Annotated in this window: 8 protein-coding genes; 4 read left to right on the top strand and 4 right to left on the bottom strand. The window is 47.7% G+C overall.

Features of this window, described 5'->3' with window-relative positions:
* The first annotated feature begins 5 nt into the window (after nucleotides 1–5).
* The 4 genes from elbB to R7M72_RS14530 all read left to right on the top strand — a co-directional run bounded on the left by elbB (nucleotide 6) and on the right by R7M72_RS14530 (nucleotide 4,121).
* Entirely contained in the window at nucleotides 6–656 is a 651-nt protein-coding gene (elbB, locus tag R7M72_RS14545) for an isoprenoid biosynthesis glyoxalase ElbB (RefSeq protein ID WP_017634378.1), read from the top strand.
* Nucleotides 657–989: 333 nt separating this feature from the next.
* Entirely contained in the window at nucleotides 990–2,138 is a 1,149-nt protein-coding gene (gene yiaY / locus R7M72_RS14540) for an L-threonine dehydrogenase (protein ID WP_315957219.1), read from the top strand.
* 149 nt (nucleotides 2,139–2,287) lie between these two features.
* Entirely contained in the window at nucleotides 2,288–3,364 is a 1,077-nt protein-coding gene (locus R7M72_RS14535; protein ID WP_017634377.1) for a PQQ-dependent sugar dehydrogenase, read from the top strand.
* Between the two features lie 142 nt (nucleotides 3,365–3,506).
* Nucleotides 3,507–4,121 (top strand): HAD family hydrolase, encoded by a 615-nt coding sequence (locus tag R7M72_RS14530; RefSeq protein ID WP_005388252.1) that lies wholly within the window; start codon nucleotides 3,507–3,509, stop codon nucleotides 4,119–4,121.
* 108 nt (nucleotides 4,122–4,229) lie between these two features.
* Here R7M72_RS14530 and R7M72_RS14525 read toward each other — a convergent pair whose 3' ends face one another.
* The 4 genes from R7M72_RS14525 to R7M72_RS14510 form a co-directional block, all read right to left on the bottom strand.
* Complete coding sequence (locus tag R7M72_RS14525) at nucleotides 4,230–4,709, bottom strand: Dps family protein (RefSeq protein WP_005388254.1); 480 nt, start codon at nucleotides 4,707–4,709, stop codon at nucleotides 4,230–4,232.
* Nucleotides 4,710–5,009: 300 nt separating this feature from the next.
* On the bottom strand, nucleotides 5,010–7,010 hold the full coding sequence (locus R7M72_RS14520; protein WP_318056234.1) for a methyl-accepting chemotaxis protein: 2,001 nt from the start codon (nucleotides 7,008–7,010) through the stop codon (nucleotides 5,010–5,012).
* Nucleotides 7,011–7,131: 121 nt separating this feature from the next.
* The gene (locus R7M72_RS14515; RefSeq protein ID WP_005375589.1) at nucleotides 7,132–7,485 is read right to left on the bottom strand and encodes a hypothetical protein; all 354 of its coding nucleotides are present in this window, start codon (nucleotides 7,483–7,485) and stop codon (nucleotides 7,132–7,134) included.
* 167 nt (nucleotides 7,486–7,652) lie between these two features.
* Nucleotides 7,653–24,605, bottom strand: coding sequence for a tandem-95 repeat protein (locus tag R7M72_RS14510; protein ID WP_318056233.1), 16,953 nt, complete (start codon nucleotides 24,603–24,605; stop codon nucleotides 7,653–7,655).
* Nucleotides 24,606–24,770: the final 165 nt, after the last annotated feature.

The following is a 24,770-nucleotide window of genomic DNA, read 5'->3' as shown; positions in this document are numbered from 1 at the left end:
CAAACATGAAAAAAGTCGCAGTCATTTTAAGTGGTTCAGGCGTTTACGACGGTTCTGAGATCCACGAAGCAGTGTTGGCGCTCTACGCCATCGAGAAGGCAGGTGCAACTTGGCACTGCTTTGCACCTAACATTGACCAACTCCACGTCATCAATCACCTAACTGGTGACGAAATGGATGAAACACGTAACGTATTGATCGAATCAGCTCGTATTGCACGCGGAAATATTGACGATGTCGCCAAACTTAACGTCGATGAATACGATGCCCTACTGCTTCCAGGTGGGTTTGGTGCCGCGAAAAACTTAACCGACTTCGCTGTTTCGGGTGCGGAGTGCTCCATTAACACACACGTAGCTCAAGCTTGTCGCGCGTTTGCTAATGCGAAAAAACCAGCTGGCTATCTGTGTATTTCTCCTGTCATTATTCCGATGATTTATGAGCAAGGCGTGAAAGGAACGGTAGGCAACGATGAGGCAGTCTCAATAGCATTTAATCAAATGGGCGGTGAACACACCACGTGCCCTGTCGAAGACATCGTTTTTGATGAAAAACACCTCGTACTTTCAACCCCTGCTTACATGTTGGCAGAGAATATCTCTCAAGCGGCTTCAGGTATCGAAAAGTTAGTATCAAAACTGATTAAAATAGCTTAATTATTAGTAGTTAGCTTATAAAACACTTCCCTATCCCCATTGATAATTAAGTTATTAATGGGGATTTTTTATACTTTAGTCGAATTTAGAGATATATCCGCGTCAGAAGTCAATTTCTGCCAATCGTTTTCGTCCATAGTTTCATATTTGTTCTACTTTATATCAGTGTTGCACTTATACGCAGTGCAACAAGATCACTGTCACAGTTTTTCTCTTGCAAGTACCTCTAAGTGGGTAAACTTGCTTTAGATCAACTTCAATCTGGAAACGAATGTGCGACAGTAAATGGCAAATTAAGAAAGATTATTAAAAATAACGACGGAGCTATCCAATATGACAAGTGCATTTTTTATCCCTACGGTAAACCTAATGGGCGCTGGTTGTTTGAAAGGCGCAGCAGACAGCATCCAATCTCAAGGCTTTAAAAAAGGTTTGATCGTTACGGATAAGATCCTTAACCAAATCGGTGTAGTCAAACAAGTTCAAGACCTTCTCACTGAGCGCGATGTAGCAACCGTTGTGTTTGATGGCACTCAACCAAATCCAACTATCAGCAACGTTAACGACGGCTTAGCACTTCTTACTGATAACGAATGTGACTTCGTTATCTCTCTAGGCGGCGGTTCACCACACGACTGTGCGAAAGGTATCGCGCTTGTTGCTTCTAACGGCGGCAAAATCGCAGATTACGAAGGCGTAGACCAATCTGCAAAACCAATGATGCCACTTATCGCGATCAACACGACGGCGGGTACTGCATCTGAAATGACGCGTTTCTGCATCATCACTGACGAAGAGCGTCACATTAAGATGGCTATCGTTGATAAGCACACAACACCGCTTATCTCGGTAAACGATCCAGAGCTAATGCTCGCTAAACCTGCTTCGCTAACTGCGGCAACAGGTATGGATGCCCTAACTCACGCGATTGAAGCTTACGTATCTATCGCGGCAACACCAATCACTGATGCAGTAGCAATCAAAGCGATTGAGCTTATCCAAGCTTACCTACGCACAGCAGTGAAAAACGGTGAAGATCTAGAAGCTCGTGAACAAATGGCATACGCACAGTTCATGGCGGGTATGGCGTTCAACAACGCTTCTCTAGGTTACGTACACGCAATGGCACACCAGCTAGGTGGTTTCTACGACCTTCCACACGGTGTTTGTAACGCGATTCTTCTACCTCACGTACAGCGTTACAACGCGCAAGTATGTCCTGAGCGTCTACGTGACGTAGCAAAAGCAATGGGCGTAAACGTAGAAGGCATGTCTGCTGAAGAAGGTGCAGCGGCAGCAATCGACGCTATCGTTACTCTAGCGAAAGATGTGGGTATCCCAGCAGGTATTAAAGAGCTTGGTGCGAAACTAGAAGACATCCCAACACTAGCAGACAACGCACTGAAAGACGCTTGTGGTTTCACTAACCCTAAACAAGCAACTCACGAAGAAATCTCTAAGATCTTCGAAGAAGCGATGTAATCTCGCTACATAAACAATTCTCTAGCCTTAATTCAATCCCCGATCTCGTATCGGGGATTTTTTACATTCATATACAAGTGAATCTCTGCCAAACATAGTCTTTTAGTGTTAGCTTTTAAGTATTAACACGATTCATATTGGAAGGAACCATGAGAACGATTGCTGCTACCCTACTCGCTTGTTTATCCTTTTCTGCCAACACTGCCGAATACCGCGCCAACGAAGTGGCGAGTGGATTTCAGATCCCTTGGGGGATCGAGTTCTTAGATAACCAACGCGTTATCGTCAATGAAAAGAACGGTACGGTTTCGTTGCTGGATATCACCAAAGGCAAACCTCAAAAGCTGTTTAACGTTCCCGATGTGAACACCAGTGGACAAGCCGGCTTATTGGATGTTGCGCTCGCACCGAATGCCGATAAGCAAAACCCGCAACTCTTCTTTACCTACAGCAAGCGTACGAGCAAAGGTAATACGGTGGCGTTAGCGACGGCGCAATTGCAAAACAATCAACTTGTGGGTTGGAACGATCTCTTTGTTGCTGATGCCATCACCGACACGGGTCGCCACTACGGCAGTCGAATTTCATTTGTAGACGATAAAGTTTACTTCTCAATCGGTGACCGTGGCGAACGTGATAATGGGCAAGACAGTCAAACCCATGCTGGCAGTATTGTGCGCCTTAACCTTGATGGTTCGGTTCCGCAAGACAACCCATTCAAACCTTCCCAAGCTCGTCCTGAGATATGGAGTTACGGGCACCGCAACCCACAAGGTATGTTTTACGACGAAGCAACAAAACAGCTGTGGTCGATTGAGCATGGACCACGCGGCGGCGATGAAATTAATCTAATCAAGAAAGGCGCGAACTACGGTTGGGCTAAAGTCTCTCATGGTAAAGAATATTGGGGACCGTTGGACGTTGGGGAAGCTAAGTCGTTACCGGGAATGGAAGATCCCAAGCTGGTATACATCCCTTCTATCGCACCCAGTAACATGATTTTGTACCGAGGCGATAAATACCCAGAATTGGACGGGAAAATCCTCGCAGGTGCATTAAAACTGGCGCACATCAACGTGGTTTCTATTGATAATGGCAAGCTCACCGAATCAAAAAGATTGATGGAGAGTCTTGGAGAGCGAGTAAGAGATATAACCATCAGCCCCGATGGCTATATCTATTTTTCTACCGACAGCGGCAAAATCTTTCGTCTTGAGGAAAGGTAATCAAACACTAAAATCGTTAAGACTATTTAATTTGTGACGTACTAGTGATTTATTTTCGTACAATCTAAGCAGAAGAATCTAAACTTAACAATAACCTTTTGTTTTTTAAAACGATAGTTCGGTTAAGTTGTACGAGGTCATTATGATTCCATTCCCTTTACAGCTCGATAAAATTAAAGCCGTGGTGTTTGATTTAGACAACACCTTGGTGAGTTCTGATATGAACTTCGGCGAATTGCGACAACAGCTAGGTTGTCCGCAGAGTGAAGATCTATTGGATTTTGTCGACGCACTTGAGCATCCTCATCATCGAGAGCACGCTCATAACGTGATATTTGATTACGAGATTTCTGATGCTGAGCAGTCTGCTCCAATGATTGGCTGCCATGAATTGCTCGCCCACTTGCATCAAAATGAAATCAAAACCGCTATCGTGACGCGCAACTGTCAAATCGCCACGCAGCGCAAACTAGAACACAACCAAATCTCAGTGGAACGAGTCATCACTCGTGAATGCTTCCCGCCCAAGCCAGACCCTTTGTCTCTGCAGGTATTAGCGAAAGAGTGGCGTTTGATGCCGGACGAAGTGCTTTATGTCGGCGATTACCTTTACGACTTGCAGGCAGCGTATAACGCGCAGATGCCCTCTTGCCTTGTTCATCACGGTAATCAAGAAACCTTCAATGATTCAGCCTCATTGGCGCTTAATGAACTCAGTGATTTATTGAGCCGTTTCGAATCCTTACCACGCAAATAAAGCACACATATAAAATACGCAAACAAAAAAAGGGGCACCAACGTGCCCCTTATGACTTATTCCCGATTGTTTCATGCGTTCCCAAGGATTGCTTGGGTGATGCGCTGCTTAGCCTTGTAGGTAAGCGTTAAGCATCCACATTAATTTTTCTTGCTCACGGATGTAGTCACCCATCAATGCCGCTGTACCTTCGTCATCTGCTTCACCCGCGTTTTGTAGAATCTCACGCTGTTTTAGAAGTAGAACGCTAAAGCCTTGAACCAGACCTTGTACACACTCCTCACCAGAAGTCGCGTTTTGATGTTCTTTAATTTCACTTGCTTCCAAGTAGTTGCTGAATGCGTGCGCTGGCGTATGACCCAAAGTTAGAATACGCTCTGCAAGCTCATCGATTTTTGTTTGTAGATCAGTGTAGATCTCTTCAAATTTTACGTGCAGTTCGAAGAATTGCGCACCTTTAATGTTCCAGTGGTAACCGCGAGAGTTCATGTACAACACTTGGTAATGCGCTAGCAGTTGATTTAGCTGTTGAGCTAGTTGTGCTGATTGTTCGCTGTCTAGACCAATTAGGCTTACTTGTTTGTTCATAATCTTGCTCCTAGAAGGATGATACCAATCGTAGTAACGAACGACTCTCTTACCGGGATTGGTATAAAGTTTAAAAATTCTTTTGCAGTATTTGCTGCCGATGGAGTCATATTACGACTCCGGCTCGGTGAAGAAAATTTGGTTTTAGCTATGATTTAAATAGCTAAATCCAATGAGCAAGTAGACGAATACCGGCGTATCATCCAACAAAAAGCCCCAATCCTTTTTGTGTAAAAAGGATTGGGGCTTTTTTACTATTTGGTTAACGTTCAAAAGTCGATGAACAGACGTAAATCTTATCTACGCCGTTTTAAAAGTTGCCATCTGTTGATTCAGCTCGGTAACTTGCTCTTTTACTTGCAATGATGTCTCTGATGCGCGTTGGCTGTTATTCGAAACCTCATCCACTGATTGAGTTATATCGGACATCAATCCAGTGATCGAATTGGTCGCATGAGATTGCTGCTCTGCCGCTGCCGCAAGTTCTGCCATTTGTTCATTCAAAGAACCAATTTTTTCAGTAGTGACGAGCAAACGAGCTACCGCTTTTTCAATGTGCTCAGCGCCCTGCTCCGCCAGTGATTGACTGTGTTCAATCTCCTCAACCACCGAATTGGTCGAACGTTGAATCGCATTGATGATGCCATTGATTTCTGTCGTCGATTGAGTAGTGCGCGTCGCTAACATGCGTACTTCGTCCGCCACGACTGCAAAGCCTCGTCCTTGATCACCTGCACGCGCTGCTTCTATCGCAGCATTCAATGCCAGTAAGTTGGTTTGCTCTGCCAAGCCTTCAATCACTTCAGTAACCCGACCAATGGCTTCGCTCTCTTTGCTTAACTGCGTCACTTGCGTGCTCGCGGTTTCAATGCTGCCGTGCAAGCTTTCCATGGTGACTTTGTTTTGCTCTAAAGCATCACGACCTTGTTCAATCTCGCCTTTTGAGTCAGAAAGCTTCTGCACCGATTGATTGGCTTGATCTAGGGTGTTACGCGCGGCTAAAGCGATTTCATCCAATTGGCTTCCCATTTCAACAATGCTGGTCTGTTGCTGTTCAACATTCGATGAGGTGACTTGCGCCGATTCCAATAAAGCCCCCATGCTGGTATCCACTTGGTGCGCTTTTTCACTCACCCCTGCCACGATGCTCGCTAACGATTGGTTCATGCGGTTAATCGAATCGGTAAGGTCTGCCAATTCATCTTTCCCAACAACAGTTAACGGAGGCTGAGAAACATCTCCTGAAGCGATCGTCTTGGCTCGCTCCGATAAGTTTTTCACTCGGCGACCAATGGTGTTGCCCATGTATTTTGAAATCGCTACTGCGGCAAACAAAACCAATGCCGCTGCAATCAACATAGTGGTGAGTACGTTCTTGATCGACTGATTAATACCCTGTCCACTTTGATCAGCACGACTTTGCTGAGCCAATACGATCGTTTCTAAGCTTTGGTCTAGTGCATCCGCTGCTGGCAACAGTTCGTTCGCCATCAGCAAGTTTGATTCGTTCCACTCTGGTGACTGACGTAATGCAATCACCTGCTCTGCTAAAGGAAAGTACAGTTGCTGCATTTCTTTAAACAGTGACCACAGTGATTGGTCGTTATCGGTAAGTCTGTCGAGTTTGCTATCGATTTCCGCTACAGACTGATTATGGTACTTAATCAAGTCGTGGTATTTGTCTAGGTGATCTTGCTGCCCGTACAACAGGAAATCTCGCAAGGCGGACAGAGCATTGGCGAGCGAGGTATAGCTGTCGGCGTAGACTTTAAACAGACGCTTTCTATCTCCACCAAATGGGTTTCCCGACTCTTCATTGATTAAGCTTTGAAGCTGGTCAAGTGCCACTTCTGCAATGGGTGCCGCTTCGTTAATAAAGAGGTTGTGTGCGGGTAAGTTCTCATCACTGTGGCTAAGTTCAATCAGCTTGTTTAGAGAAACTTTTACCGCATCCCACTGACTTTGAATCGCTTGAAAATCCTGTTCAGAGATCAAAGCCTGCAACGTTGGAAGCGACTCGTCTGTAGATGCCATGATATTGCGCACGTCCTCACTCAGACGTGCGCTCGCCTCTTCATCGCCACCTAGCAACATGTAGGCTCGAATAGAAGACAGCGACGCTTGAACGGACTGTTGGATACCGCGACTTGTGTCGACGGTCGGTAAATCGGATTTAAGTAACGAAGAGGCATATTGCTCTACGGTGGTGACGTTGCGATACGTGAATACCGCTGATGCCATAAAAAGTACGGCTAGCAGCACAAAACTGAGCTGCAACTTCCCTGATATCGTAAGGTTCATCCATAAACTCCTGACAACGATGAGCCTTAAATATAACGATGTTTACAAAAATGTTAAATACGGGTATCAAAAGTTACCAAGAAAACCATGTAAACCACTATTTCAAGCCAATAAATGGGACTTATTCGAAGTATGGTATGCGCTCACTACGTAAAATCAGATAATTAACGTAAGTGGTTTCTAAGCAGTCTTGCTCCCACAACGAAAGAATCCGCTTGGTGGCGAAGTAGTAATCTTTGTTACGCAGTAGCACGCCCACCGTACGGCTGAGCTGCTCAAAGCGCTGCTGCTCATTAGCAGAAATGTAATTGTCTTCATTCTGAATGATGGGCGCCAATCCATCGGCAAACCAATTGTTCAGAATTTCACGCATCTCTAGTTCTGACTCCGGCACATCGATACTCGACAACTCACGATGCTGTGGTGGTGGCACTATGTACTTCGATGCTTTTGGCGAACTGACATAACGGTACATGTCGCTCCTCCTTATAATTCACTCTTTAATTAGATAAGAATACTTTTTTCAATTTCCAAGTTTTTTTCTACAGCTCATAGAAAGAAGCCCAACAAAAAAGCCATGCAAAGTAGGCTCTGCATGGCTTTGGTTCGGGCGGCAATGACACTGCCCTTGTCTAGGACTGGTTACATTGAGCTTTGATCGAAATCGTTGCCTTGGTCAGTACCCGTTTGAGTATCCGAGTCGAAGCTGCCAGAGTCATCCGTGAAGTCGACACCTTGATCTTGACCTCCCGCACTTGTCCAGTCGCTGCCGCCAGATTCCATACCCGCCATGTCTGGTTGCTGATCTTGAGCAGAACCTTGCATGGTGTATTGATCATCGACTTCAACTTCAACTGTGCCACTCGCACCTTCTACTGCGCTGCCCAATTCGTCGTAACCTTGGAATTGGATTTCGCTCGTACCTTCGTAACCTTCTGGTAAGTCAACCGATACTGGTTGGTTCAAGTTGCCACTTAATGTGAAGCTGCCATCGCCATTATCCAGTGCGTTGCTTACTGATGCACCATCAGGTAGACCGGACATTTCTGCATAATCCACCGATTCGTTACCACTGACCTCATCTGGAACCGAGATAGAAATGGTATCGCCTGGTGCTGCAGTCACATCAGCTGTGCTCTCGTCTTCACTGTCTGCACCGTTTGCTGCTTGTTCTTCAGGCTGTTGCGCTTCGCCAACTTGCTGCTCTGCTGATGCTTGAGCAGTTTGGATTTGTGGCTCGTCGCTTTGCGCTGAATCGTCCGCAACTTGGATGCTCAGATTCTGAGTCGATACTTCACCATTGTCGTTGACCTGAACATCCATAGCCAAATTGCCATCGAAGTCATCGTTCGGCCAGTATGTCCACTCTTCATCGCCTGATTTCGCAAAGAAACCAGCATCGTTTGCATCGGCGACATCCAACACTTCTGCAGAAGGGCTAATGCCAAGCTCATCAATCAACTGCGCTTCTGTTAGGGTTAGTGAACCATCATCAGCCAGTGCGTAGCCTTCACTGGTTGTGGTTTCACCTTCACCTTGGATGTCGACATTGAAGAAGCTCTCAATGCGGTTTTCACCGTCAGTTGCAATGAAGCCAACTTGAACATCTCCGGTGTAGCCTTCTGCTGGTGTGAATTGGTAGTTACCTTGGTTATCGGTCTCTATCACACCTTGACCTTCCATTAGGCTCACTGACTCAATGCTCAAGCTGTCGCCTTCTGCATCGCTCAAGGTCGATAGCATGTCATCATTGGTGAACGACAAGGTGCCATCCGCTGCCATTTCTGTGGTAGAAATGCTGTCGATTTCTGGAGAAGCATTCTCTTGTGGTGCGTCTTCTTTCACGACCACACCTGTTTGCTCATCATGAAGCACACCGTCTTTATCAATCACATAAGCGATATCCGCTTCACCAGTAAAGCCTGGTGCTGGATTGAATGTCCATGTGCCATCACCGTTATCGACAATCTCACCTTGGCTGCGATCAGCTAGGTGAACGAATTTCACTTCATCACCCGCATCAGCGTCTACGTTTTCTGCCAATCCGATTAGGTCATCAGCGGTTAGGATAACGGGTTCACCCGCTAGGGTTTCGAAGTCACCTGAATCGATGCCATCTTCGAACTCTTCTGGCTCGTCACCGTAATCCACCGTTGTTGCGGTCACGGTTACGAAGAACTCGCCATTAAAGTCAGCCGGAGGCGTCATTTGCAGGTCTGAGATATCCCACTCGTTCAAGTCGATGTATTGACCCGGTTCCGTGATGGTAATGGTGTTCACACCATCCGTAACTTCGAAGCCAACAGGGAAACCAGTCATCACTAGGTTACTTAGCGTTTCTGAATCGTCGATTAGACCGACATTCAAGCCTAGGTGACCTGTTTCGTCCTCACCGAAGACTAACGGACCATCATGGTCGGTTGTGATGACCGCGCCATCCGCAACAGGGCGAACAAACACTGGTACATCAAGAACCGTCTCAAACTCACCGTCACTTACCACAACTTGCAAGTCAGAAACCCCTGCAAAATCGCCAGTCGGTGTGAATGTCCAAGTACCGTCACCGTTGTCTGTTACCTCACCACCATCTTCACCTTCTGCGGTGATAATGCGTGATACGACTAGGTTTTCAGTATCGATATCGCCGAACAAGTTCATCAGGTCGCCAGCGTCGAAGGTGAATGCGCCATCCTCGTCGGTTGCCATAAAGGCATTACCCACATTGAATGGAGCATCGTTGACTGGAATGACATCCACATTCAACGAGCCTTCAACCACTTCTTCACCATCCGTCGCGGTGTAGCCCAGTTCCACCAAACCATTGAAGTCTTGAGTGGTCACCAAGTGGTACATACCATCTGGTTGTTGGGTTAATGTCGCGTTTGCAGGAGCACGAACCGTGATGCTTTCTACGCTGATTTCGTCACCATCAAGATCCGTAACTTGATCAGCGATGTAAGCTGGGTCAATCACCATGACCACATCTTCTTCGCCTTGCATCTGGATGGTTGGCGCTTCTGGTGCATCGTTAACCGCTTCGACGTTTAGATTGCCTTCAACCGGCGTAACTAAATCACCATCGCTGACGCCGAACGACATTGGCACATCACCATTGAAGTTCTCAGCCGGAGTGAATGACCAAGTACCATCACCGTTGTCTAGCAAGTCACCGTATTGCTCATCAATCACTAAGTCGACAGCAGACAGTTCGTCGTAGGTGTTATCGATGTCTGTCGCGTTAACAAGCAACATGTCCTGCGTGATAAGAATGGTGGTATCTTCGGTGCCAGCAATATTCACTGGCGTTGATTGCGGCGCATCGTTAATTGGGTTCACCGTTAGGTCGACGCCCACTTCCACGCTCGCACCATCGTTATCAATCAAGTCGAAGCTTAGGTCGATATCGCCATTGAAGTTCGCATCAGGCGTAATCGTAAAGCTACCATCTTGGTTCTCAACAACGGTTGCATTGGCTACCGCGGTTAAGTTCACTGCTTCTAGATTATCGCTGTCTACGTCACCCGCTTGAGCCAGTAACTGCTCTTGACTCAATGTGATTGAACCGTCTTCATCGACGCTGTAAGCCAAGTCGCCAGATACCGGAGCATCGTTGACTGGCAATACATCAATGTTCGCGTTGGTTGTCGCAGTTGCACCGTCTTCATCAGCGACGACTACGTCTAGGCTTACGCCACCGTTGAAGTTTTCATTTGGTGCGAAGCTGTAAGTGCCATCGTCATTCGCCGTTAGAATGCCGTCGTTACCACTGTAAGAGACGCTTTCTAGGCTCACGTCGCCTTCCACATCGCTTGATTGCGCTAGCAGTTGCTCTTCCGTGAAGATAATGACTTCGTCTTCATTGACAGAGTAACTTGTCGCACCTGCGATTGGTGGATCGTTCACCTCAAGAACGGTAATACCCGCAGTGGTTGAGTCTGTCGCACCCTCTTCATCGACAACTACAACGTCTAGGCTGACCTCGCCATTGAAGTTCTCGTTTGGAGAGAAGGTGTACGTACCATCACCATTGTCTTGGAACACGCCATCTGCGCCGCTGTAGCTGACACTATCAATCGCGACTTCGCCTTCGACGTCAGATGAGTTAGCCAATAACTGCTCGTTACTGATGGTGATCGAATTGTCTTCATGCACCGTGTAAGACGTGCTGCCTGCAACCGGTGGATCGTTCTCTGGCGTCACGCTTACGTCGATATTTGCGGTCACGGTATCCGTGCCATCAGAAACATCGAAGGTAAAGTTCACATCACCATTGAAGTTCTCGTTTGGAGCAAAGCTGTAGGTACCATCACCGTTATCGGTTAGGACACCATCGGCACCAGTGTAAGTCACGCCTTCAACTGTTAGGTTGTCACCTTCTACATCCGTCGCGCCTGTTAGCAAGTCTGCGTCTGTAAAGGTAAGAATACCGTCCTCACCCACGGTGAACGCTTGATCTTGTGGCTCTGGAGCGTCATTGACTGGTGTAACGGTTAGGTCAAGACCAGCCGCAACCACTTCTTCGCCATCCGTGACATCGTAACTAAACTCAATGTCACCATAGAAGTTCTCGCTCGGAGTAATGGTGAAACTGCCATCCTCGTTCATTTCAACCGTTGCATTTTCATCATTGGTGCTCAGGTTGATTGCACTTAAGTCATCGCCATCGATATCAACAGCGTGCTCCAGTAACTGCTCTTGAGTTAGCGTAATGCTGTTGTCTTCGGCGGTGACTGCCGTGATATCGCCCGTCACTTCTGGTGCGTCATTGGTCGGCGAGATATGAATCGTCACATCTTGCGTCGCTGTCGCTGTGGTTCCGGTATCAACATCTGTAGAGGTTGCATTCACGGTTAGCGTCACATCGCCGTTGAAGTCCGCAGAAGGGATAAACTCTAGTCCTTCTAGCTCGCCTGGTTGTAGTGACCAAGTGCCGTCGCCATTATCAACACCCGCTGATAATGCGCTGCCTTCTGGCACATCTTCAATCAAGATAGCGAGGTTTTCTGAGCCATCGGTATCGGTCAATGCTGCATCGATATCAAGCGGCACAGGTGTATCTTCGGTACCAATGATTTGGTAATCCGCATCCGCTACCGTGATTTCGATGTTGTCGATACCGAACGATTCATCCCAAACGTCTTGATTCAAGGTTGAGCCGAAGCCCAGTTGCAATTCACCATCCTCGACAGGAACCGTTAGGTTGATTTGGTGAGCTTGGTCATTCCAACCACTGAAGCCTTCACGTTGAGAGGCTCCGTGGATCACTTCACCCACTTCATTACCATCTGAGTCGTAAAGCGTTGTCGTACCATCTTGAGTACGGAACGCGGAGTTTTCCAAGGTGGTTAGCTGTTCACCGCCCACAAAGATTTGGAACGACTCGCCATCCCAAGAATCGATTTCGTAGAAGCTAAACGATATATTCACTTCATTAACATCACTTGGGATCTCGTAGGTTTTGCTGACCGCTTCATCACCGCCAGTGCCACCAATACGACCCAGCATGTCGCCTGTTTCGAAACCTTGTGAACTTTCAGTGTTCGCGTTCCAACCGTTCGAGCCAGACTCGAAGTTATCAGAGGCAATCACCAAGTCCGAAGCAATCGACAACTCTGGCATATCAACCACAGATTGAACATCAATGTTCGCTTCTGCTGGAACCGTTGCGGTGCCATCGTTGACATCAAACGTCACGTTAACGTTGCCATCGAAGTTTTCGTTTGGTGCGAAGGTGTACGTGCCGTCACCGTTATCGACTAACGTACCACTGTCAGAAGCAACGTTTTCAACCGTTAGGTTATCACCATCGATATCACCTGCATTTTGCAGCAGTTGCTCTTCGGTGAAGGTGAAGCTTGTGTCTTCTTGCGTAACAAACTGTGGCTGACCAACCGTTGGCAAGTCATTCACTGGGTTCACAGTCAGATCGGCAGTGGCTTGAATGGTCGCATCGCCGTCCGTAATGTCGAAGCTCAGATCAATGTCGCCATTGAAGTCTGCATCCGGCGTGATAGTGAAGCTACCATCGTCATTCGCAACAACGGTCGCATTGCCATCAACAGCTAGGTTAGATGCAGTTAGATCATCACCATCCACATCGCCCGCTTGTGCAAGAAGCTGCTCTTGGCTGAGAGTGATAGAACCATCTTCATCCACGCTGTAAGCCAAATCACCTGACACTGGAGCATCGTTGATTGGCAATACATCGATGTTTGCATTGGTTGCTACCGTTGCACCATCTTCATCGGTCACGACCACATCTAGGCTGACATCACCGTTGAAGTTTTCGTTTGGCGCGAAGCTGAATGTGCCGTCACCGTTATCAGTAAAGATACCGTCAGAGCCGCTGTAGCTTACGCTATCAATCGCAACTTCACCTTCAACGTCAGAAGCGTTCGCCAATAACTGCTCAGAGCTAATGGTGATGACTTCGTCTTCGTTCACTGAGTAGCTGGTCGCGCCTGCAATTGGTGGATCGTTCACCTCAAGTACTGTAATACCTGCGGTAGTCGAATCCGTCGCACCATCTTCATCGACCACGACAACATCTAGGCTCACTTCGCCATTGAAGTTCTCGTTTGGCGAGAAGGTGTACGTACCGTCACCATTGTCTTGGAACACACCATCTGTGCCGCTGTAGCTAACGCTATCAACCGCGACATCTCCTTCGACGTCAGATGAATTCGCCAGTAACTGCTCGTCACTAATGGTGATCGAGTTGTCTTCATGCACTGTGTAAGACGTGCTGCCTGCCACCGGTGGATCGTTCTCTGGAGTGACTGTCACATCGATATTCGCGGTCACGGTATCCGTGCCATCAGAAACATCGAAGGTAAAGTTCACATCCCCATTGAAGTTCTCATTCGGTGCAAAGCTATACGTACCATCGCCATTGTCAGTTAGGACACCATCTGCGCCTGTGTAAGTGACGCCCTCTACCGATAGGTCATCGCCATCAATGTCCGTTGCACCATCAAGCAGGTCTTGGTCAGTGAAGGTCAACACACCATCTTCACCAATGGTGAACGCTTGATCTTCTGGCTGCGGCAAATCATTAATTGGGTTAACGGTTAGGTCCGCTGTTGCAACAATAGTGTCGCTGCCGTCGTTGATATCGAACGTGATATCAATGTCGCCATTAAAGTTCGCATCTGGCGTGATAGTGAAGCTACCATCGTCGTTTGCCGTAACCCTTGCATCACCGTCAACCATTAGATTAGATGCGGTTAGCGCGTCGCCTTCTACATCCGATGCTTGAGCAAGAAGCTGCTCTTGACTCAACGTGATTGAGTTGTCTTCGTCGACGCTGTACGCCAAGTTACCCGAAACTGGTGCATCATTGATTGGTAAGACATCGACTGTGATGTAAGTATCGACCTCTGCGCCGTCTTCATCACGAATGGTCACATCCAACTGCACTTGACCATTGAAGTTTTCATTCGGTGCAAAGCTACAAGTACCATCACCGTTTACTGAGAAGATGCCATCTGGACCGTCGTAGCTGATGCCTACTAGCTCAACATCCCCTTCAACATCCGAAGCATTCAGTAGCACTTGCGATTCACTGAAGGTTAGAACTTGGTCTTCATCGATAGTGTATGCGGTAGGACCTGCGATTGGTGGGTCATTTACCTCAATCACAGTAATGCCTGCAGTGGTCGAGTCCGTTGCACCATCTTCATCGACAACGACAACATCTAGGCTCACCTCGCCGCTGAAATTTTCGTTTGGTGAGAAGGTGTACGTACCATCACCGTTGATTTCCAGCACGCCATCGTTACCGCTGTAGCTCACGCTATCAATCGCCACTTCGCCTTCTATATCAGACGAGTTAGCCAACAGCTGTTCGTTACTAATGGTAATCGAATTGTCTTCATGAACGGTGTAAGCCGTGCTGCCTGCAACCGGTGGATCGTTCTCCGGCGTCACGCTTACGTCGATATTCGCCGTCACGGTATCCGTGCCATCGGAAACATCGAAAGTGAAGTTCACGTCGCCATTAAAGTTCTCGTTTGGTGCGAAGCTATATGTGCCATCACCATTGTCAGTAAGAACACCGTCCGCGCCTGTGTAAGTGACGCCCTCAACAGATAAGTCATCCCCTTCAATATCGGTAGCGCCTGTTAGGAGATCCGCATCAGTAAAGGTCAGCACACCATCTTCACCAATGGTGAACGCTTGATCTTGTGGTTCAGGCGCATCGTTAACTGGTGACACCAATAACTCAAGGTTGGTTGAGACAACATCATCGCCGTCAGACACATCGAACGTAAAGGTGATGTCACCATTAAAGTCCGCATCTGGCGTTAAGGTGTAAGTACCGTCACCATTGTCTGTGATGGTGATGTTTTCATCATCCGTTGCCAAGTTCAGTGCTGTCAGTTGGTCTCCATCCAAGTCACGCGCATTAGCGAGCAAATCTTCTTGCGTGATTAGGATTGAACCATCTTCTTCAACCACAGCAGAAACAGGCAATGCTTCAGGCGTATGTTCAATGTGAGCACCCGTTGCATTGACGTAGATGGTTTGAGAAACTGTTTCAGAATCATTATTTGATAGCTCTGTCGCCGTTGCCGTTACATTGATTTCTAGCTGTTGGTTAAAGTCTTCTGGCAATTGAATCTGTAGCTCTTGTTCAATTGCTGTGGTTGGAAGCGTTACAGAACCATCTGGACCGACTGTTACTTCACCGCTGTAGATCTGGCTGTTCACTTCACCAACATCAATGGTGAAGTTGAAGTCACTATAATCGGCATCGCCACCACCGTAGAGATCTTCAAAGCCGTAAACCAGTTCACCGTCTTCGTTCACAGTAGTTCGAGTATGTTCAATGCCATCTTGGTTGAGCTCTGAGCTTGTGCCGCCATGGAAGACTGCATCACCAAATTGGCTTTGAATCACGGTTTCAGAACCATCAGCACCCACAAACACGAGTTGTGGGTCGACCGTATCCATGTTCGCAGGAGAGCCATCTGCCGCACGGAACTCATACTGACCATCTTGCATGGACGCAAAGTCATTGAAGTTATGACCGTTAGGAATCAAGAATAGGTTGAAGCTTTCCCCTTCCGAGATTTGGAAGCTGAACTGATCTTGTCCCGGAATGAGGTCACCGCCTCCGCCAACTTGAGAGGCGTTTTCGTACACCACTTCAACGCCCGTGATATTGCCGTCTTCATCAACTTTGTAATAGCCAGCTGCGTTTTGGTAACCCGCGGTTTCACCTTCAAAGGTAACCGTGATTTCAGTATCGTTAAAACTGGTGATACCGTTGTCTTGATCGTTAAGTACCCCTTCGTTGTCGTAGCTGATCACCGAACCTTCTGGAACGCCATCAACGGTCACAGTCAGCGTTTCTGACAAGTCTTGGTCAACCAATGCTGCGGCGATGTTCACTTCAACAATACCGCCTGGCTCAACCAAGATCGCTTGGTCATCCACGTTTCGACCGTCGCCATCAGTGATGACTAGGTCTGGCGCATCTGCCACGGCTTCGATATGGACATTAATGTCTTGCTCAACTTCATCCGTACCGTCAGAAACCGTAAAGCTGAATTGCAAGTCACCACTGAAGTGCTCTTCTGGTACGAAGCTAAATGTACCGTCACCGTTGTCCGTTACAGTACCTTCATCACCCGAGTAGTTAATGCTGGTAACGGTGAGGTCATCACCATCAATATCAATCGCGCCACTTAGCAGATCTTCTTGCGTGAACAGGATGCTGCCATCCTCTTCAATTTGGTACATGCCAGGCGCAACAATTGGAATGTCATTGACTGGATTCACCGTCAATGTCATTTCATTAGCCACACTTAGTTCACCGTCACTCACTTCATAAGTGAATGCAATGTCACCATTGAAGTTTTCCGACGGTGTCACCGTGAAGGTGCCGTCGCCGTTATCCACGATAGAGGCATTCGGATCATTGGTTTCTAGTGCCGTTGCGTATAGGTCATCACCATCTTGATCGCTGGCATTTTCAAGCAGCATTTCTTGTGTCACGAGAATAGAGCCATCCTCGTCCACGTCTGCCACGATTGGCGCTGCTTCTGGTGCGTCGTTGACGAACTCAACTTTCAAGTCGATGTTTGCCGCCACCACATCGGTGCCATCACTCACATCAAACGTGAGGTCAACATTACCAAAGAAGCCCTGCTCTGGCGTTAACGTGTAAGTGCCATCGCCATTGTCTGTCACTTGAACCGTATCGCTTGAGCTCGTCACGTTCACAACAGATAAGTCATCGCCTTCGATGTCCGTCGCTTGAGCCAGCAGCTCTGCTTCAGTAATCGTGATAGCTTCGCCGTCTTCTGTGGTAAAGGACAAATCAGGTACATCTGGCAGGTCGTTCACTGGGTTAACGGTGAGGTTTAGATCCGCAGCGACGGTTTCGATCGCGTCAGTTACGTCATAAGTAAATTCGATTTCACCAAAGAAGTTTTCGCTCGGTGTAATCGTGAAGCTACCATCAGCGTTCTCAACGATGGTTGCATTAGGATCGTTGGTCGACAGGTTCACCGCTTCAAGGTTGTCACCATCAACGTCCGTCGCGTTCGCCAACAAGTCTTCTTGAGTGATGGTAATTGAGCCATCTTCATCGACGACCGCATCAACCGGACCGCTGACCTCTGGACCTTCGTTGACGATCTCAACATCGATCTTCGCAGTGCTTGGTGCACTTGCTTGACCATCGCTGATGTCGAAGGTCAAGTTCACTTCACCGTAGAAGTTCGAAGTTGGCTCGAAGGTAAAGGTGTTGTCGCCGTTATCTGTCAACGTACCTTGTGACTGGTCAACAAGCAGCAAATTCTCGATATGCAGAATGTCGCCATCCACATCAGTCGCACCTGATAACAGGTCTTTTGCTTCGATGATGATGGTGCCGTTTTCTAGCATTTGAGTATGCAGCGGTGCACCAGGAACTGGCACATCGTTGACAGGAATAACGGTCAGATCTAGATGGGTATCGACTTCATCGGTGCCATCGAAGACTTTGTAGTCAATGTCGACTTCACCATTGAAGTTTTCATTCGGCATAAAGGTGTAAGTGCCGTCGCCATTGTCGACAAGCTCACCGTTATCACCGCTGTAAGAGATATCAGAGATAGACAGCGCATCGCCTTCCACATCACTTGCATTGGCAAGCAGATCGTCCGCGCTAAACGTAATGCCCACATCCTCATCAGTCGACAACACAATCGGACCAGAAACGATTGGCGCATCGTTTACTGCTTCGAAGTTGATGTTGATGATGTTGTCGTCAGTGAGTTCACCATCTGTAACTTGGTAACCAAGCTCAATCTCACCGTAGAAGTTCTCATCTGGTGTGACTGTCCATGTACCATCGCCGTTGTCGGTTAACGTAGCGTGCTCCGCGTTATCCCCCACCAGCTCAAGGTTTTGAATATCAAGAACATCGCTATCGATATCACTCGCTTGTGCTAAAAGCTGTTCTTCTGTGATAACCACAGAGGCAAACTGCGTAGAACCTTCGGTATCAATGGTCACATTTGGCAGATCAGCCGTCAGTTCGATTTCACTGTCACCTTCACGGATATTCAGTTCTACCGTTTCCGTGATTTCCGTGCCGTCCACGCCAATAGATGTGAACACCGCTTCATCATGACAAGTTTGCGAAACCGTCATGTTTTGAACCACGTAAGTACCGTTACCTTGAATCGTACCTAGCTCAAAGTAAGATACCGGCTCGTTCACCGTTAGGGTGTAATCCGTCTCATAACTACCACGATCTTCTTTGTGGTAAGTCATCGAGTCGATCAAGTCACCATCAGAGCTGAATGCGCGAATTTCGACTTCGGTAAAGTGGCGAGACTCCTCCATAAACCAGCCGCCTAGACCATCTAGGTGGAAACTGATTTCGTTGATGTCTTGACCTTCAACAGTCACAGTCAGTTTTTCATCACCGCTCAAGCCTTGGCGGTCAGTATCGCCAATACCGTGACCGATGTGTGTTTTACCATTCCACGCACCGAGTGGGTCATCATTACTTTGAACAGTAACTTTCAAATCGCCATCAACAAACTCACGTGTGTAAGGGTCAACAGCAGTACCCCAATCATCGAGGCTAGCGTTGTCATCAAAGGTACCAATTTGACTCGTGTGCGTACCGTTTGCCAATGCGTCATCATTTGGAATGAAGCGCACTTCCGTATCTGCAGGAACCTCCTGCCCGACTTCTAGCTGTACCCATTCGTCATTTAGATTCGCTTCGATGATGCCGTTTTCAGGGGCTTGGTCGAGACGTAACGCAGGCTCTTCACGCAGAGAAACACCCACTGTTTGGTCTTCTTCTGCTTGAATAAAGACCTCGTCGCCCGCTTCTGGCGCATCGTTGACAGGATTAACGGTCAGATCCAACGTGGTCAGAACATCATTTTCGCCATCGCTGATGTTGTAAGTGAAGTCCAACTCACCATTGAAGTTTTCCGTATGCGTAATCGTGAATGAACCATCATCGTTGGCTACGATCGTCGCATCCGGGTCATTGGTTTGTAGATTGCTGGCAACAAGGTCATCACCTTCAATGTCAGTCGCATTCGCAAGCAACTGTTCTTGCGTGATGGTGATGGCGTTATCTTCATCCACCTCAGCTTGAATACCTGACGTTTCTGGTGCGTCGTTCACCGCGATAACATCGATGCCTGCGGTTGTTGTATCCGTTGCACCATCTTGGTCGATAACCGTAACGTCGAGAGAAATGTTACCGTCAAAGTTCTCATTTGGCGTGAAGGTATATGTGCCGTCGCCATTGTCCACGAAGCTACCGTCGTTACCAGAGTAGCTAACATTCGCCAAGGCTACATCGCCTTCCACATCAGAAGAGTTAGCTAACAATTGCTCGTCACTAATGGTGATTTGACCGTCTTCTTGAACCGTGTAAGACGTAGAACCTGCCACAGGTGGATCGTTCACTGGTGTCACGCTGACATTAATAAATGCAGGTGTTGAACCTGTGCCGTCAGACACATCGAATGTGAACTGAACATCACCGTTGAAGTTCTCATTCGGCGCGAAGCTGTAAGTGCCATCACCATTATCGGTAAGCACGCCGTCCGCACCTGTGTAGAGAACATTTTCGATAGACAGATCATCGCCGTCAATATCCGATGCGCCTTCCAATAGGTCTGCATCCGTGAACAGCAAGGTGCCGTCTTCTTCTACCGTGAACTGTTGATCTTGCGCTTGTGGCAAGTCATTCACAGGATTAACCGTAATATCCAGACCAACTTGTACCGAGCCGCCATCGTTATCAATGATATCGAAGGTCAGATCTAGGTCGCCATCGTAGTTTTCATCCGGAGTGATGGTGTAGCTGCCATCATCGTTGTATTGAATCGTCGCGTTGTCATCTGTCGATAGATTGATAGCTTCAAGGTTCTCGCTATCAATATCGCCCGCTTTGGCAAGCAACTGCTCTTGGCTTAACGTGATTGAGCTGTCTTCGTTGATAGTGTAAGCCAAATCACCCGATACTGGTGGATCGTTGATTGGTAAGACATCGACATTGATGTGCGTATCAACGGTTGCCCCATTCTCATCTTGAATGGTCACATCCAACTGAACTTGACCATTGAAGTTCTCGTTTGGCGCAAAGCTACAAGTACCATCGCCATTGACGGTAAAGATACCATCCGAGCCTTCATAGCTGATACCAACAAGCTCTACATCGCCCTCGATATCAGATGCGTTGGCAAGAATTTGTGACTCACTGAATGTCAGTACTGAATCTTCATCAATCGAGTAAGACGTTGGACCGGCAACTGGAGGGTCATTCACTTCAATGACCGTAATGCCTGCGGTCGTTTCGTCAATCGCACCTTGCTCATCCGCCACAATCACATCAAGGCTGATATCACCGCTGAAGTTCTCATTCGGCATGAAGGTGTAAGTGCCGTCACCGTTGTCTTGGAATACGCCATCGGTGCCTGAATAGGTCACGCTATCGATGGACACTGCGCCTTCCACATCCGAAGAGTTAGCCAGAAGCTGCTCGTCAGAAATGGTAATCGCGTTGTCTTCATCAACCATGTAAGACGTTGCACCCGCAACCGGAGGATCATTGACTGGAGTGACGCTCACGTCCACATTTGCTGGTACGGTCTCAGTGCCGTCAGAAACACCAAAGCTAAAGCTGACATCACCGTTGAAGTTTTCGTTTGGTGCAAAGGTGTAAGTACCATCACCGTGGTCAGTCAGCACACCATCGCTGCCTGTGTAGCTAATGCCATCAACCGTTAAGTTATCGCCATCGATGTCGGTCGCGCCAGCAAGCAAGTCTGCGTCAGTAAACTGAAGCGTGCCGTCTTCTTCAACACTAAACTGCTGGTCTTGAGGAACAGGAAGATCATTAACCGGATTAACCGTTAGATCCGCCGTTGCTTGGATAGTGTCTGTGCCGTCCGTAATGTTGAATTGGATATCAATGTCACCATTAAAGTCCGCATCTGGCGTAATCGTGAAGCTGCCATCATCGTTCGCTGTAACGGTTGCGTTTCCATCGACAGTCAAATCGCTAGCAGTCAGGTCATCGCCCTCAATATCAGACGCTTGAGAAAGAAGCTGCTCTTGGCTGAGTGTAATCGCACCGTCTTCATCAACGCTGTAAGCCAAATCACCCGATACTGGCGCATCATTGATTGGCAATACATTCACATTGATGACGGTATCAACTTCTGCCCCATCCTCATCTCGAATGGTCACATCAAGTTGAACTTGTCCGTTAAAGTTCTCGTTTGGCGCGAAGCTGCACGTACCATCATCGTTAACGGTGAAAATGCCATCCGGACCATCGTATCTAATACCAACAAGCTCTACGTCGCCTTCCACATCAGAGGCATTCAGCAGCACTTGCGACTCACTAAAGGTCAGAACAGAATCTTCATCAATGGTGTAAGAAGTTGGTCCTGCGACTGGTGGATCATTCACTTCCAGCACCGTAATGCCAGCAGTGGTGACATCCGTTGAGCCTTCTTCATCAGCGACGACAACATCAAGCGTCACTTCACCATTAAAGTTTTCATTTGGAGAGAAGGTGTACGTACCGTCTCCATTGATTTGCAACACACCATCGCTGCCAGAGTAGCTCACGCTATCAATCGAGACATCCCCTTCTAAATCCGAAGAGTTTGCCAACAGTTGCGCGTCAGAAATGGTAATAGAGTTATCTTCGTGAACCGTGTAAGACGTTGAACCAGCCACCGGAGGATCATTCACCGGCGTAACGCTCACATCTACATTCGCTGAAACTGTATCTGTGCCATCAGACACGTCGAAGCTGAAGTTTAAATCACCGTTGAAGTTCTCATTTGGCGCAAAGCTATACGTGCCATCGCCATTGTCAGTTAGAACGCCGTCGGTGCCTTCATAGCTGATTCCCGTTACAGAAAGGTCATCGCCTTCAATGTCGGTAGCACCTGCAAGCAGATCCGCATCAGTAAATTGCAGTGTGCCGTCCTCTTCCACACTGAATTGTTGATCTTGAGGAACAGGCAGATCGTTGATTGGATTAACGGTTAGGTCAGCGGTTGCTTGAACGGTATTCGTGCCATCTGAGATATCAAAGCTAATGTCGATATCACCGTTGAAATCTGCGTCCGGCGTGATGGTGAAGCTACCATCGTCATTTTGAGTCACCGTCGCGTTGCCATTTACCGAAAGGTTAGAAGCCGTCAGTGCATCGCCTTCCACATCGGAAGCTTGCGACAACAACTGCTCTTGGCTCAAACGAATCGAGCCATCTTCGTCCACCGAGTAAGCAAGATTGCCAGACACTGGCGCATCATCGACTGGTGTGACGCTTACATCAATGTTGGCAGAAACCGTATCTGTGCCATCGGATACATCAAAGCTGAAGTTCACATCACCATTGAAATTTTCATTTGGCGCAAAAGTGTAAGTCCCATTGCCGTTGTCGGTCAGGATGCCATCGCTACCGTCGTAGCTCACACCTTCAACTGTTAGGTTATCGCCTTCAATATCCGTTGCGCCAGTAAGCAGGTCTGCGTCCGTAAAGATCAGCGTGCCATCTTCTTCCACGCTGAACTGCTGGTCTTGAGGAACCGGCAAATCGTTTATTGGGTTAACGGTTAGATCAGCGGTTGCTTGAACGGTGTTCGTGCCATCGGAAATATCGAAGCTGATGTCGATATCACCGTTGAAATCTGCGTCCGGCGTGATGGTGAAGCTACCATCGTCATTTTGAGTCACCGTCGCATTGCCATCTACCGAAAGGTTAGACGCCGTCAGTGCATCGCCTTCCACATCGGAAGCTTGCGACAACAACTGCTCTTGGCTCAAACGAATCGAGCCATCTTCATCCACTGAGTAAGCAAGATTGCCAGATACTGGTGCGTCATCGACTGGTGTGACGCTTACATCAATGTTGGCAGAAACCGTATCTGTACCGTCGGACACATCAAAGCTGAAGTTCACATCGCCATTGAAGTTTTCATTTGGCGCGAAAGTGTAAGTCCCATTACCGTTATCGGTCAGGATGCCGTCGCCACCATCGTAACTTACACCTTCAACTGTGAGGTTATCGCCTTCAATATCCGTTGCGCCAACAAGCAGGTCAGCATCGGTGAAGATCAGAGTGCCATCCTCTTCAATCTCAAAGGTTTTATCTTCAGGCACTGGTGCGTCATTGATTGGACGAACAGTTAAATCAATCGAACTAGAAATGGTTTCTTGACCATCACTGATATCAAACGTTAAGTCGAGTTCACCATTAAAATCAGCTTCAGGTGTGACGGTATAAGTGCCATCACCATTATCCACAACGGATGCATTAGCACCCACTTGCACGTTAAATGCGGCAAGATCATCGCCATCAACATCACTCGCGTACCCGAGAAGTTGTTCTTGAGTGAAGGTAATAGTGCCATCTTCATCCATGATGTATGCCAGATCTTGCCCTACTTCTGGCGCGTCATTTTCACCTTCGACTTTAATTTGGAACGTCTCGCTCGTAGTTTCGGAGTCGAAATCGTCTTCTACTTGCGTCGTGGTTTCTTCGCTGGTGTCTTGTACATCCACCGCGAAGCTCTCTTCAGTGGTTTCTGAATCTAGCTCGTCACCACCTTGAGAACCTTCAGAGTCTGAAGAAGCACTTGGCGCAGATGAAGTTTGTACCGCTTGTCCTTGCGCTTCATTTCCTTCTGCGTCCGAACCACCTTCAGAGCCAGAGGCATCACCACCACCGACCGCTTGGGCACCCGCCCCAGAATCCGAACCACCGCTGCCCAGAGCCTGGTCACCTGATTCTCCGCTAGAAGCTACACTATCAACAACATTGGATTGTGTAGCGTCAGAGTCGCTGCTACTTTCAGTATCCTCTTCTTGAACTGCGCCACCCGAGCTCACTGCTTCTTCTTCCGTACCCGCGCCACTAGGATTTTCTTCCATCGCACGATTGGCTTCATCAACAGCATCTGCACTTTCAGCACCGGTCGCTACAGTCGAAGAGACGGTCGACTGCTGTTTTTCTTCTTTTGTCCCCGTATCCTTCGTTTCTGTTTGCTCTACCGCATCGTTAAGCTTTTCATTGTCTTTTTCTTGATTAGTGTCGCCTGCCATTACAGCCTCCGTTGCTTTTAGCTAACTGATCGTATTTAGAGGCAGTAAAGGACACCATTTTTAGAAACCAACTTTTTTATACAACTTTTTTCATACCTTTCGAGTTCCATAAAAACAAAAAAATTTGAAAACCCAGTATAAAGATCCTTACTTGTTGTCATTAAA

This window comes from Vibrio sp. YT-18, from assembly GCF_033337345.1.
Classification (GTDB): Bacteria; Pseudomonadota; Gammaproteobacteria; order Enterobacterales; family Vibrionaceae; genus Vibrio; species Vibrio alginolyticus.
This window is presented reverse-complemented; position numbering and strand designations above follow the sequence as displayed.

Coding starts and splice junctions, on each gene's coding strand:
- elbB (WP_017634378.1), top strand. CDS start 6: ATGAAAAAAGTCGCAGTCATTTTAAGTGGTTCAGGCGTTTACGACGGT.
- yiaY (WP_315957219.1), top strand. CDS start 990: ATGACAAGTGCATTTTTTATCCCTACGGTAAACCTAATGGGCGCTGGT.
- R7M72_RS14535 (WP_017634377.1), top strand. CDS start 2,288: ATGAGAACGATTGCTGCTACCCTACTCGCTTGTTTATCCTTTTCTGCC.
- R7M72_RS14530 (WP_005388252.1), top strand. CDS start 3,507: ATGATTCCATTCCCTTTACAGCTCGATAAAATTAAAGCCGTGGTGTTT.
- R7M72_RS14525 (WP_005388254.1), bottom strand. CDS start 4,709: ATGAACAAACAAGTAAGCCTAATTGGTCTAGACAGCGAACAATCAGCA.
- R7M72_RS14520 (WP_318056234.1), bottom strand. CDS start 7,010: ATGAACCTTACGATATCAGGGAAGTTGCAGCTCAGTTTTGTGCTGCTA.
- R7M72_RS14515 (WP_005375589.1), bottom strand. CDS start 7,485: ATGTACCGTTATGTCAGTTCGCCAAAAGCATCGAAGTACATAGTGCCA.
- R7M72_RS14510 (WP_318056233.1), bottom strand. CDS start 24,605: ATGGCAGGCGACACTAATCAAGAAAAAGACAATGAAAAGCTTAACGAT.